This is a genomic window from Bacteroidota bacterium, from assembly GCA_016711505.1.
Taxonomy (GTDB): domain Bacteria; phylum Bacteroidota; class Bacteroidia; order AKYH767-A; family 2013-40CM-41-45; genus JADKIH01.
Window position 1 is genome coordinate 410,603 of record JADJSV010000018.1, and the last position, 12,781, is coordinate 423,383.

The following is a 12,781-nucleotide window of genomic DNA, read 5'->3' on the forward strand; positions in this document are numbered from 1 at the left end:
ATTCATATAACGAGGCTTCATTTTTCACCAACATTTACAAAGCCGGAAAGAAATATTGGCTAATCAAGGCTAATGCAGTTGATTAAATAATAAAAAGAAAGATTTGATTTTTTGATGAGGGTTACGCAACGGTCACCGGTGTTATCAGAATCACTCTCTTTTTTTAGACTCTTCAACCGAGATCATCTTCTTTAAATAATTCCAATTTGTTGTATCGCCTTCATCCGATAAGTTGCTGACCCAAACTAGGTTGTAATTGATTATTTTTAATGTATCAGATTGGTCCAGGCTATCTTTATTTAAATATTCATAGTAATATTTGCGGTTCGCTTCAAAATTCACTTCGAAATAATTATTTGATCGACACATTACTTTGTATTCAACTTGATCAAGTCCAATCGAATTAATAATAAATGTGTCTATCAATAGGGGAGGAAGTACAAAATTTCCATCTATATCTGATCGGCCTATTGATAGATTTCCATTTGAGGAATAATATATTTCAGCTCCCGATATTGGTTCATGACAATATGTAAGTTTTATTTGATTTAAATTATTTTTAAATTCTTCGTTTATTGAATATAATGCTTTACTATTTCTTGTACTTGAATTAAATTTCATGAAAATATATTTTCCTTTTTTTGTCCAATAATCTTCAAGGAAAAGTAACGGATTGAACTCACTATGATATTCAATTGAAAATAGAATGTCTTTTGATAAAGGTAGATTTTGTGTGCCTAAACCGGGAACTCCTCGTTGATAACTACCAACTATCTCTGTGTCGCCAGCTACTTGACACAAAGCCCAATAGCTAAATAGTATCAAGATGAAAATTGTCAAAAGTGTTTTGTGGTTGATTTGCAATGGGTCTTTAGTGTTTCTGATAACGTTTTCGGGCTTTGCGTTGGTGGGCTTTTGAAACAGTAAACAGTCTGCCAGCACCAAAGTTTATTAATTGCTCAAATGTTTCTATTCGCACTGTCCGCCCACTAACGCAACCCGTGTTAGGCAACGTTTTTTTTCGAAAACTCACCACTCAATTATTACGTCTCTTCTTCCCAGAATTTCAGGTAATATCCATGAGCCGAAATTCGGAATATATTTATTCTCATAACTCACAGTCCTATTTGAATATCCGTTGCATTGTAAAACTAAATATTCTTCTTGTGCTAAAACAGATTCGTTCGCAAGTTTGGATCTCTGATCTGCTTCGATGTGTGCGTAATGTCTTTCTAATAGTTTTCCCGCACAAACCCCCCGAAAAAAAGTCGTGAATGTATGCCTGAAAAGGTTGAATAGAGATGTTTTCCTTTTACTTGTATTGAGTTTAATGCATCAAGTGCGGTTTGTTGATTCGTTGTTAGTTTCGGTAATGTATCTGTGATTTGAATAGAATTGTAGGATACAAAATTGCTTGAATCTTGTTGTTGTTCTCCTTTTTCGTTACTCATTGTACATGACAAATAAACAAGTGGTAAATAAAATGTCATTAGCAATTGCAACTTTGATACTGGCACTCTTTCCGTTTGCATAGAGATAATTTTATTTCAAGTATTGCGATAACCAATTAAGTGTATCAATAGGGTCTGCTATTGACCAAGAATGAGGGTGTCTTCTACCATCTGCTCTGAAGCCTTTGTTTGATGTCACCTGACGCAACCCGTGTTATAGGTTGTTTTATTCTGTCATTTATTTGTCTAGTTTATAAACAAATTCTTCTATTTCGGCTTGACGGGCATTGGCAAAACCTTTCTCTGTCCCGATTTTTACAAAACCACATTGTTCTAAAACTTTTTGCGAGCCAAAATTGTCAAATGCAGCGTGTCCGAAAATGGGCCGTTTCGTTTCAATGTCAAGAAACATTTTTAAAGCTTTTGTCGCAATGCCTTGTCCCCAAAATGGTTTGTCTATCCAAAAAGCAACTTCCGTCTTGTCATTTATTTCAAATTTCGTAACAGTTCCAACAACATTGCTGTCCACAACTATTGTCTGCATATTCACTGTTGGATTGTACAGAAGTTTTGTGTATTTTTCAAGGTAGGCTGTTTTGTCTGTCGGGTCTTTTGCCGTGAATGCGGCTAAATAATTTGCTTCTGTGTCAAGTTGATACTCAAAGAAATTGTTTATGTCTGCAACTACTGATGGTCTTAGTTTTATGTCTGTCATTTTACTTTTCGTTTTGGTTTGTGGTCTGTAAAAGCCCTATAACGTTTTGCCTTGCTGCCGGGCACGCCGTTCTCTTGATTCGAAGATAGTACTTTCTTTGCCTGGTAGCAAGCGATGTTATGTGCGTGACTATTTTAGCGATTTGGGATTCTGTCGATTGTCGAAGAGAGTATAAATTCTGATTTCAGATTTGTGAACTGAATAGATTACAGAAATTTGTTTTGCAACGACAGCTTTTCGAAATCCTTTCAACGTTTGTGATTGAGGGTAAATTTCCGGAAACCGAGAAACGATTTCTTCAAATTATTCTAATGCATCTAAAAAATTCTTGACTTCTTTTTCCGACCAATTTTCTAACAAATATTTAATGATCTAGTCGGTCCGTAATTCAACTTGATTAGAGTTGGAAATATCAAGCTTGTTTGCCAATATTACTGGTGTCCCGCAAATATATAAGTTTCCCCTTTTTTCACAAATCCGATTTGTGCAAAAAGGGGAAACTCTTGCATTGATATTTCTGAGTTACTTTTGTCTAAATATAAAGTGCTTGTTTTTAGTGTTGGATGACATGCTTTTGATTTGCTGTTACATTTCCTGATAGAATCGTAACAAAATAAATTCCGTTTTGAAATTTACTTACATCAATTTCTTGTTCTACATTATTTAAAGTCAAAATTTCTTTCCCCATCACAGCAAATATCCTGATTACATCACCAACCTTAATACGTGAACTTTGTACAATGCACTTTGTTGAAGCAGGATTAGGATAGAGTATAAATGAGTTTTCATCAGTTAAGTCAACCAAGCCGACTGGAGTGAAGTTCATCTTTTGAATATACGCATCAGTATTTCCGTTACCATTTATTTTATTTCAGTTTCTATACAATTAATTAAAACATAAATTATATTTTAACACCAAAGATATAGCCCACGAGTGCTGATAAGCCCATTGCGATTGTCCCCCAAATAGTAATGCGAAGAATAGCTTTTTTTACACTTGAACCACCTGTTTTGGCCGCAGTTGTTCCTAAAACAATTAAAAAAATAGTTGTGAAGCCATATAGCCAATATTCCAGTCCTTTCATTGGTGCAAAAAGTATTACTAAAAGAGGTAATACTCCCCCAACAGTAAATGAAGCTCCTGATGCAATTGCTGCTTGTATGGGTTTTGCTTGGCTAATGTCGTTTATACCCAGTTCTTCTCTAATGTGTGTTGCCAATGCATCTTTCTCTGTCATTTCAATGGCTACTTGCATTGCTGTTTCTTTTTTTAGTCCTCTTTTCTCATAGATTTGAGCTAATATGTTTAACTCTATATCTGGCATTTGTTTGAGTTCTTTGATTTCTCTTTCAATGTCCGCTTTTTCTGTGTCAGTTTGAGAACTTACGGAAACATATTCACCGGCAGCCATAGATAATGCGCCAGCAACAAGTCCAGCGACTGTTGCTAAAACAATAGGCTCTCTTGTTGAGCTTGCAGCAGCAACTCCTATTGCAAGACTTGAAATAGAAATTATTCCATCGTTTGCTCCTAATACAGCGGCTCTCAGCCAGTTGCTTCTGTGTATATAATGGCTGTCTAAGTAGTTGTCAATTGTTATCACTGGCTTGTTGTTGTCGGTTGTCATAAAATTGTGCATAACGGTATGGCTTGCCCAAGTGGGGAACATAGATATTCATCCGCCCCGGCTAATCGAAGATAAATTTATAACTAAAAGTTGATGATATGCACATAGCCCAATTTCTAACGTCCAGCCAGATATGAAGCAAAATTGAAAAACAAAAAGCGGAAACACAGCTTCCGTCCGCCCACATTTTGGCAAGCCGCGTTGGTTCTTCTTCTTGTCCCAAAGTATGCCGTACTATGTTTGTATGAATGGGAGAGTGTATTTGCATTGCAAACCCTGCATCAGTATATCAGAAAGTATGTTTTGGATTAATACCTCCTGAAATAAATACCTTTAATTTAACTTTGTTACGTTTATTAATTAACAGGATGTTATTCCTTTACTACCACTTTTTTCAAATCGGATGTTGCCGGGCCATTTATTACTTTGCCTTCTGTAGTAAACCTGGAGCCATGCATTGGGCAATCAAATGTTTTTTCATCAGCATTCCATTGCAGGATGGCTCCTAGGTGAGGGCAAACAGCTGTGCAGGTATGCAGGTTATTTTCTTCATCACAATAGGCGGCAATCTTTTTAAATCCCGAAGACATAATTCCACCTTCTCCCGGTTTTAATTCTTCCAAATTTTTTATATCAGCACTGCCAAACCAATCGCCATATTGTACAACCATGTTTCCCACTTCCTGCAAATAATCGCTGGTGCTTTTTAATGTAATGCGAGAAGGGCTGTATATTTTTATCCATGGGTTATCTTTCCCGGTAATAATATCTGATATTATAATTCCGCCTAGGGTTCCGTGTGTCATGCCATTGCCGGAATCGCCTGTAATAATATATATGTTGTCATCACCTGGATTTTTACCAATGTATGCCATGGAATCAATGGGTTCCATTACCTGGCCTGACCATTGGAAAGAAATATCTTCTATACTTGGAAAACGTTTCCTTGTCCATTCTATCAATTTTGTATAGCGGTCTTCTTCTTTAATATTTTCATCGTCTGCCTGACCCGTGCGGTGGTCTTCGCCACCTGCAATTAATAAATCATATTGATCATCATATTCAGCCAGTCGAACATAGTGATAGGGCTGCGATACCCATTTAGATTCATGATTACCGGTATCCCACCACAAGGCACATGGCAATTTCCCTTTAGGAACTTTGGCACCAATTGCATAAGTGCGATAAGGCCATTGTTTGGTGTGCATGGTAACCCAATCATTGATCGGAGTATTGGTAGCTACTACTATATGATTAGCTTTTAGAACATAGCCATTAGCGGTTGCACCTTCTTTTGTTATATTCTCAGCTTTTGTTTGTGTATAAATTTTACCACCCAATTTTATAAATGCATCTGCCAGTCCCTTTAAATAAAGCAAAATATGAAACTGTGCCTGGTTGGAAAATTTAATGCACCATTTACCATCTTCCGCTTCAATATCCGGAACAGTATTCAACATCTCTGTTATCAGCCCTGCTCTTTTGGTAGCCTCGTATTCTTTTTCTAAAGTTTCTTTTGAATCAGATGAATGTAAAAACAAATAGCCATCCACTCGTTTAAAATTGCAATTAATATTATGCTGCTTAACGGTGCCTGCTATCCATTCAATCGCTTTCATGTGGCTGTTGGCCGCTAATTGTGCAGTTTCCGCATCATATATTTTTTCTATTTCAAAATAGCGGTCATCAAGAGCACAAGTGAGATGAGCAGTTGTTCTACCAGATTCGCCACTACCAATGTATCCATCTTCTACCAATACTACATTACGTCCTTCTTTAGCCAGGCAATAAGCCGTGGTTAAGCCAGATATGCCTCCGCCAATAACTAAAATATCGGTATCAACATCGTTATTTAGTTTCTCAAAAGAGAGGGGTTGGTTAAATGCATCAAACCAAACAGATACATTTTCACCTGAGGTAATATTATCATTAACAGGTTGGGTGTTGGATTTATTATCAGACGTTTTCAAAATAATTTAGGTATATGATTAATGTAAATTGATTTCTTTTTTGCCCGAAATACCCCTTCAGATAAACGGTTATTTATTTTCATCCATTGTTGTAGTAAGCGTCAGTAAAAAGATAGTTTCTTCCATAGCCAGCACATTATGTGGTATACCCTTATGCAATGTCAACATTTGACCTTTGCTAATTTCAACAGTCTGCTCACTCGTTGTAAATTGTATTTGTCCTTCCAGTACTTGTACACTTATGATTCCATCCGCTGTATGTTTTTTCATTTCAGCATCTTTGTGCAGTGCAATGAGGACTATTCGCAAACCATCAGTTTTAAAAACTGTAATAGCGTTTCGGTCGTTATCCTTCCATGCCTGCTCTTCTTTTATCTGCTTTGAAAAACTGACAAGGTCAATTTTAACAAGTTCTGCATCAATAATACGTTCCCCTTGCGGGCGTTGATTGGTAGCGTCATTAAATTTTTCCTCCATTTTTGTTTTTTTAAAATGTTCTATTTCAATTTTGCTCCGGTATGGTTTAATGATACCTTATTGTTATTCAATTTAAAATGAGTTACATCATTTCATATTTTGAGTAAAAAAAACATGCCATGTTGTAACCTAAAGCAATGAGACGAGGGAGAACAGAAATAAAAAGAGAGAAAATGTGATATAGTTTCCTTCTATCAAAAAAGATCATTGATTGATCTTCGCGTCCAATTCACTTTTGTCATTTAGGAACATTATGAATATGAGTAAAATAATAATGTTTTAGGTCCAGTGTTAGTGGCAGGTATTTTATATGTCAATTATTAATATTGCAGAATAGGTTGTCATGAATTGTGTAATTGATATTACCTCTTCATTTTCTCTTCTCGTATGAAAACTCAACCTTTCACTTATAAAATATTGATCCCCATCCTCATGAAATTTGTTCTCTCGATCTTGGAATTCACCTAGTTCAGGTGTTTGAAAAGACAAAAAAAATCTAATACCTTCTATATTGTCTTTTTGAAATTTGTCCGCAAGCAAAGTCAATGTTTTTACAGCAATCATAAAAGCCTTTTTATTGTCAGGTAGTCAATATAACGGTTAACATGGAAGTGGTTTTCATTATCTTCAATAAATGACTGATTGTCCCAACTCTCAGTCGCTTTGTAAAGTCCATTGAATGATTTTAATGTAATACCAAATTCAGTTGTCAAAATTTGGTCGGCCAAAATCGTTTGAACTCCTGTCGGCAAGTCAACCGAAAACGAAAAGTCGGGAGGCAGATTGTATTATGTCAGAAGTTGTTTAAATGTGTCGTTGAACTCTGTAGTCATTTGCTTACCGACAACGTTTGGTAGCTACAATTTGGCTATTTCGGAGAGGAAGACTGCCTACCATCACGGAACTTAATAAGAAGCACAAAGCCTCATTTAACCACTGAACTGCCAATTTCTTGTAGGTGCTGTTAGCGTTTCGTTGCATATATTTTTTGTCCTCCTGATTTTATGTGTTTAAAGTTTTCATAATTGGTAAAATACTCTAGTCCTAAAACTAATAACATTGAGCTTATATTATACACTTTCTGCATTGTGATTGCTAAACCCAAATAACCAAAACCAAATAGATAAAAAAAACAGTAATAAGTCAACAAGCAAATAATACAGCAGAATTTAAGAAAATGAAGTTTTGTCTTTAGGATAAATACGGTAATAGTAAATAAACCAAGCAAAGTAAAAATGATCGATATTGTTCCCAGGTCATGCAAGGGAGTTGCAATTAAGAAAATAAATAATATGTTGATAGCCCCTATAAATTTTAAAATATTGGCCGATTGTTTTGATGGAATCTTTTTTGACATATTGATAAAAAAAATTCCATAACCAACCGAATGGAATGCCAATCCTATAAGTGCCCAAATCCAGCCAGGATTTTCTGAACCATTTATTGCTTTTGTTTTAAACAGATTGCTAAGAAAATTTTTTGACCAGTCAAACCCTATAGAATTTTTGTCAAACAATGATCCGCCAGGATAAAATTGGGTTGCTACTATTATCAAAATAACGGAAATGACCATACATATCAAAACCGAATATTTCTTAACCATTTGCTTAATTGTTAAACTTTCCATTTGTCGATTAATTGGTGTGTTATATATAGCTAGTTAGTTTGTAGGGACTGTAAACGGCTGGCTACTACCCGAAGATGGTGATATCGGAGCACTTCACTGTCAACCAAGCACAAACTTTGATAGTAGAACAAAGCTTTCTGAACCTCCACTTTCGGGTTGGTGCTGTAAGCGGTTTGGACTTTTATTAATCTTTTATTTTCCATGGAGGATTAAGTCTATTTTCACCAGCGAAATATAGTATCAATGTATTTTGATCGGGGTCTTTTATTCTTGCTTCTCTCCATAGCCAAGGTTTGTCATTTGGCAATTCATCAATAGAAATTCCCTTGACTATAAGTTTATTCACAAATTCGTCTAAATTTTCGCATTCAAAATATATCCAAATGCCTTCACCTACAGGTAAGACATCTACTTCATGAATTGAAAAAGTAGCATTTCCATCGGGACACTGAAATCTTGCGTAGCGAGGTAATGAATTTACGATTAGTTTCATTCCAAGTTTTTGGTAAAATGCTATGGCATTTATAAGGTTTAAGGATGGAATTGTTATTTGATTCAGGTTCATTTTTTAGCATTAAAGTTTGTGATCGTTTATTTTATTTCAATATAATTTTTCAAGCTTGCATTCATCAATTCAAATCCTTTCTTTGTATTGTTTTCAAGTTGATTTTTAAATAGCCCAACTAAAAGTCCTTTGAATTTTTCACTATGTAAAAAAGTAGTTGTTCCATCGCCATTGTCTATAAGTTCAAACTTATGTTCTCCGTCAAACAATCCTTTGAACAATAATTTTCCTAACCACCTAAATTCTTTATTATGTTCAAAAGCCAATACCTTTGGCTTGAATGTCATTCCCTTGCCATCGGGAGGGGCAATACTTATAGTAATTTGACTTCCTACCTTAGGTTCTCCCGTGATGTTTTTAATAAAAGGATTCCATGTGGGGTGGTTTTGAAAGTCCGTCAATACAGCCCAAACTTTATCAGATGTGGCGTTGATTAAGATTTGTGTTTTGATTTCCATTGCGACAAGTTTTTTTATTAGAAATTTATTTCGCTACAAAGATCAGGCGTTTATTGGTGGCATCTTTTGATAAAAATCAAGAAATTATTTGGAAAGTTTTTTTCTTATTCTGCTAAATGTTTCGGGCGTCATACCAAGCATTGATGCAATATTTTGTAGCGGCACTTGATTAAACAGTTCTTTATTGTTTTCAAAAAAACTCAAATATCTTTCTTCCGTGGTCATGGAAAGATGAGTGAAAATTCTCTGTTCCATGGCTGAAAAACAATTCACCAAAAATATTTTTTCCAGGTCTTTCCACTTGGGAACAATTTCTGTGAGCTTTCCGTAATTTTCTTTGGATATTGAAAGTAATTCACCGTCTGTAACTGCTTGAATATTCCATTTTGCAGGATTGTTTGTCAAAAAACTTGCTAAGTCTACGACAAAATATCCTTTTGATCCAATCCATTGTGTTACTTCATTCCCATCTGAATAGGCAAACATTCTAAAATAACCCGATTGAATAAAACTCAAAAAGTTACATTGTTGATCAGCATGAAGCACCATAGAACCTTTTTTCAGTTCTTTATGTTCAAAAAAGGAAATGATATGTTCTTGGTCGGCTTGGTTGATTACTCCGAAGTATCCTTCGATAAAATGTTTTAATTCCGTCATATTTTTGTGTCTTTAAGCCTGACGTTTTAGTATTGCCGCAGCATTATTTTTTTACCGAAATGTAAAAATAGAAAGAGTTGTTGATTTATAAAATAATTCAGTTACCAATGATAGGAACAATTATCCGGAATCAACGGACAGTCAAAATTTGATACGAGATAAAATGTTTAATTAACCACTGAAATTGCTTTTTTGCCAAATACTTGTTAGCGTATATTCATTTTTTTCTATTGATGTCCTTTTTGTAATTCTTGACTATTTTTCCGAACTCTTTATCTTTTTTCCGTCTTTCAGCAACCGAAGATTCAAAATGAGCTTTCTCTTTTTCTAATTTCAGATAATTTTCATATGAAGCTCGGTCAATTTCTCCCTTTTCAACAGCTTCAATAACAGAACAACCTATCTCATTCGTGTGAGTACAATCTTTGAACTTACACGAATGAGAAAGTCTGATAATCATATCAAATGTAATTTCTAATCCGCTTGTTGAATCAGCAATACCTACTTCTCTCATTCCCGGATTATCAACTAATATTCCTCCATTTTCAAGAATAATTAATTCTCTGTGACTAGTAACGTGTTTTCCTTTATTTGTACTCTTGCTAATGATATCTGTTCGCATTATAGATTTGCCGGAAAGATTATTTAATAGAGTGGATTTTCCAACACCTGAAGAACCAAGCATACAATATGTTTTGCCTTTTTCAATAATCGCTTTTATTTTATCGTAGCCATCTTGTGATTCGTTACTTATTGCAATAATCGGAACATTATTAATACGAGCTTTTATTTTCTCCAATATCTCAATAGTCCGATGTTCATCAATTAAATCAATCTTAGTGAGGACTATGATGGGCCTGACCTTTGATGAATTACAAATTGTCAGATATCTTTCTAGTCTATTAATATTGAAATCTCTGTCAGCGGCTTGCACCAAAAATGCATAATCAATATTTGTTGCTATTATTTGTTTCTCTCCGAATTTTCCTATGTGCTGTCTGGAAATAACGGAGAATCTCGGCAATATACTGTGTATAATGGAGAAATCTGAATCATGAATTGTTATTGCAACCCAATCACCAACTGCAGGAAAATCTTCACGACTTTTTGAAGAAAATCGTAAATTCCCTGTGATCTCGGCTTCAAATTCTCCTCTTTCAGTCTTTACAATATATCTTTCTCTATGTTCTGATATAACTCTTCCAATCTCAAACTCTTTAAGATTGTTATCATTCCTTAATTTTTCAAGTTTATTATTATATCCTAAATCTTCTAATATCATTTCAATATAGATTTGATTAGCTAATTCAATACTCACTCTAAATTAAACTTCATCACTTTGTTTACCTCTCAAATCCTTCCTTTTTTTTTCTTTTAATCTTTGTGCTAAACGCTCGTGCTAATTTTTCTTCGCCCATTCATCCATATATATTTCAAATATATTTAATGGCATATTGCCACCTTTTAATATCGCATCATGAAAGGACATGAGATTAAATTTAGCGCCAAGCTCTTTTTTATATTTATCGCGTAGCTCCTTAATTTTTAGTTCTCCTGTCTTGTATGACAACGCTTGTCCGGGCATTGCAATATAGCGTTCAATTTCCTGGGTGGCAATTTGTTCTGATATAGCTTCATTATCCATCATGTATTTAATGGCATCTTCTCTTGTCATTTTCCCTGTATGCAATCCCACATCTACCACTAAGCGAATAGCACGGTGTATTTCTGTGCCATACGCACCCATTCTTTGGTAAGGGTCGGTATAGCAGCCCAACTGTTCGCCCAGTGATTCACAATACAGTGCCCACCCTTCGGCAAAAGCCGGATAAAAAGAAAATCGTCTGAATTCAGGTAGCGAAGTGTTCTCCTGCAGTAAGGAAATTTGATAATGATGCCCGGGAATTGCTTCGTGTAAAAAAGTTGCTTCCAGGGGCCAGTTTGTTGTATTGATTTTTGCAGGGTCAAGTATTGGAATATAATAAATGCCGGGACGGGTTCCATCTGCGGAACTCCTATTATATTGAGGTGAAGCGGCAGCCGCACGAAATGATTCCACTTCTCTTATTTCAAAGGGTGTTTTAGGGGCAACGCTAAAAAGTTTTTGCAATTGCGGCTGAATTTTAGCAAGTACCGCACGGTTGCTGTCTAAGACTTCCTGAACAGTTTTAAATGGCATAAACTGTTTGTCAGTTTGCATATAGTTGAAGAGTTCTTTTAAAGTGCCGGTGTAACCCATTTGATTTTTCAGCTTTTCCATCTCTGCTGTAATCCGGCTCACTTCAGTTAAACCTGTTTGATAAATTTCTTCGGGAGTTTTATGCGTAGTGGTAAAGTAGTAGATATAGTAACGGTACATAGCATCTCCGTTGGGCAATGCATTAATACCACTTGTAGATCGGGCAGCATTTAAATATTCACCACTAAAAAAAGCATGCAGCTTTTTGTAAGAAGGTATAAGTTGCTCATTAATCTCACGATTATAAGCGATGGTCAAACGGTTTTTATCTTCGTTTGAAAATTTTGCGGGGAAATGTTTTACAGGACCATAAAAAACATTTTTGGATGTATCACTTTGTGAAAGTTTTTCCATTTGAGGAATCATTTTTAAGACCAAGACTTTAGGCAATACTATTCCCGCTGCAATGCCTTTTCGAAAGTTAGCAATGGTAGTATCTGTCCACACAGAGAAAGCGTCCATGCGTTGAAGCCAGTCATCATAATCCTTTACCGTTTTAAAGGGTTGGTCTCCCGTGCCGCTTCCAAGCTGACCCATCTTAAGTGGTAATGAAAAGAACTGCGCAAAGGGCATCAACTCTTTATGAAATTGTTCGCCTTCGAGTTCTCTGTTAAGTATGTCTTTTAAAATGTAAAAAGAAATCCGGTCTTCCTGATTCAGGCTTTCAGGTTTGTAGCTGCTTAAATCATTCTGATATTTTGAATAAAATTCATGAACCTGCTTTAAAAACAACTGCGAACCATCATTTGGAAGAATGTTATTGTACCGGTTATCACCGGCTGCAGTTGCCTCCAGGGGAAAAAGCTTTATGCGGTCTTCATAGTAATTTTTGAACAGCTGATGAAGAGTATTGTTTTGGTTAACTATTTGTGCTCCTGCTGAGCTTAAAAAAAATAATGCTATAAAAGTTGCCTTTTGAATTTTACATTTCATAAGTAGATAATTTACAAAGTTAATTTCTTGCAATCAGTTTCAAATTAGTATTGCCGCCAAG

General features: G+C 35.4%; 13 protein-coding genes. All 13 read right to left on the reverse strand.

The window, feature by feature from the left end:
* Window positions 1-150 precede the first annotated feature (150 nt).
* The 13 genes from IPL24_17985 to IPL24_18045 all read right to left on the reverse strand — a co-directional run bounded on the left by IPL24_17985 (window position 151) and on the right by IPL24_18045 (window position 12,720).
* Window positions 151-825 (reverse strand): hypothetical protein, encoded by a 675-nt coding sequence (locus IPL24_17985; protein MBK8365480.1) that lies wholly within the window; start codon window positions 823-825, stop codon window positions 151-153.
* Window positions 826-1,689: 864 nt separating this feature from the next.
* Window positions 1,690-2,166, reverse strand: a complete 477-nt coding sequence (locus IPL24_17990) for a GNAT family N-acetyltransferase (GenBank protein ID MBK8365481.1) — start codon at window positions 2,164-2,166, stop codon at window positions 1,690-1,692.
* Window positions 2,167-2,719: 553 nt separating this feature from the next.
* The gene (locus IPL24_17995) at window positions 2,720-2,992 is read right to left on the reverse strand and encodes a T9SS type A sorting domain-containing protein (GenBank protein ID MBK8365482.1); all 273 of its coding nucleotides are present in this window, start codon (window positions 2,990-2,992) and stop codon (window positions 2,720-2,722) included.
* A gap of 76 nt (window positions 2,993-3,068) precedes the next feature.
* A complete protein-coding gene (locus tag IPL24_18000) occupies window positions 3,069-3,794 on the reverse strand; it encodes a VIT family protein (protein MBK8365483.1) in 726 nt (241 codons plus the stop codon).
* A gap of 371 nt (window positions 3,795-4,165) precedes the next feature.
* Window positions 4,166-5,764, reverse strand: coding sequence for an FAD-dependent oxidoreductase (locus tag IPL24_18005; protein ID MBK8365484.1), 1,599 nt, complete (start codon window positions 5,762-5,764; stop codon window positions 4,166-4,168).
* A gap of 69 nt (window positions 5,765-5,833) precedes the next feature.
* Window positions 5,834-6,241 carry a cupin domain-containing protein gene (locus IPL24_18010; GenBank protein MBK8365485.1) on the reverse strand — a complete coding sequence of 136 codons (408 nt, stop codon included), beginning with the start codon at window positions 6,239-6,241 and terminating at the stop codon, window positions 5,834-5,836.
* A gap of 306 nt (window positions 6,242-6,547) precedes the next feature.
* Window positions 6,548-6,805 (reverse strand): hypothetical protein, encoded by a 258-nt coding sequence (locus IPL24_18015; protein ID MBK8365486.1) that lies wholly within the window; start codon window positions 6,803-6,805, stop codon window positions 6,548-6,550.
* A 400-nt stretch (window positions 6,806-7,205) separates the two neighbouring features.
* Window positions 7,206-7,844, reverse strand: coding sequence for a hypothetical protein (locus IPL24_18020; GenBank protein ID MBK8365487.1), 639 nt, complete (start codon window positions 7,842-7,844; stop codon window positions 7,206-7,208).
* 208 nt (window positions 7,845-8,052) lie between these two features.
* Entirely contained in the window at window positions 8,053-8,433 is a 381-nt protein-coding gene (locus IPL24_18025) for a VOC family protein (protein ID MBK8365488.1), read from the reverse strand.
* Window positions 8,434-8,459: 26 nt separating this feature from the next.
* Window positions 8,460-8,891, reverse strand: coding sequence for an SRPBCC domain-containing protein (locus IPL24_18030; protein ID MBK8365489.1), 432 nt, complete (start codon window positions 8,889-8,891; stop codon window positions 8,460-8,462).
* 84 nt (window positions 8,892-8,975) lie between these two features.
* A complete protein-coding gene (locus tag IPL24_18035; protein ID MBK8365490.1) occupies window positions 8,976-9,548 on the reverse strand; it encodes a Crp/Fnr family transcriptional regulator in 573 nt (190 codons plus the stop codon).
* Window positions 9,549-9,765: 217 nt separating this feature from the next.
* Window positions 9,766-10,830, reverse strand: coding sequence for a ribosome small subunit-dependent GTPase A (gene rsgA, locus IPL24_18040; protein MBK8365491.1), 1,065 nt, complete (start codon window positions 10,828-10,830; stop codon window positions 9,766-9,768).
* 117 nt (window positions 10,831-10,947) lie between these two features.
* Complete coding sequence (locus IPL24_18045) at window positions 10,948-12,720, reverse strand: DUF885 domain-containing protein (protein MBK8365492.1); 1,773 nt, start codon at window positions 12,718-12,720, stop codon at window positions 10,948-10,950.
* Window positions 12,721-12,781 lie beyond the last annotated feature (61 nt).

Excerpts from the sequence above, each read along its gene's own strand:
- IPL24_17990 (MBK8365481.1), bottom strand. The coding sequence starts at position 2,166 with ATGACAGACATAAAACTAAGACCATCAGTAGTTGCAGACATAAACAAT.
- IPL24_17995 (MBK8365482.1), bottom strand. The coding sequence starts at position 2,992 with ATGAACTTCACTCCAGTCGGCTTGGTTGACTTAACTGATGAAAACTCA.
- IPL24_18000 (MBK8365483.1), bottom strand. The coding sequence starts at position 3,794 with ATGACAACCGACAACAACAAGCCAGTGATAACAATTGACAACTACTTA.
- IPL24_18010 (MBK8365485.1), bottom strand. The coding sequence starts at position 6,241 with ATGGAGGAAAAATTTAATGACGCTACCAATCAACGCCCGCAAGGGGAA.
- IPL24_18015 (MBK8365486.1), bottom strand. The coding sequence starts at position 6,805 with ATGATTGCTGTAAAAACATTGACTTTGCTTGCGGACAAATTTCAAAAA.
- IPL24_18020 (MBK8365487.1), bottom strand. The coding sequence starts at position 7,844 with ATGGTTAAGAAATATTCGGTTTTGATATGTATGGTCATTTCCGTTATT.
- IPL24_18025 (MBK8365488.1), bottom strand. The coding sequence starts at position 8,433 with ATGAACCTGAATCAAATAACAATTCCATCCTTAAACCTTATAAATGCC.
- IPL24_18030 (MBK8365489.1), bottom strand. The coding sequence starts at position 8,891 with ATGGAAATCAAAACACAAATCTTAATCAACGCCACATCTGATAAAGTT.
- IPL24_18035 (MBK8365490.1), bottom strand. The coding sequence starts at position 9,548 with ATGACGGAATTAAAACATTTTATCGAAGGATACTTCGGAGTAATCAAC.
- rsgA (MBK8365491.1), bottom strand. The coding sequence starts at position 10,830 with ATGATATTAGAAGATTTAGGATATAATAATAAACTTGAAAAATTAAGG.
- IPL24_18045 (MBK8365492.1), bottom strand. The coding sequence starts at position 12,720 with ATGAAATGTAAAATTCAAAAGGCAACTTTTATAGCATTATTTTTTTTA.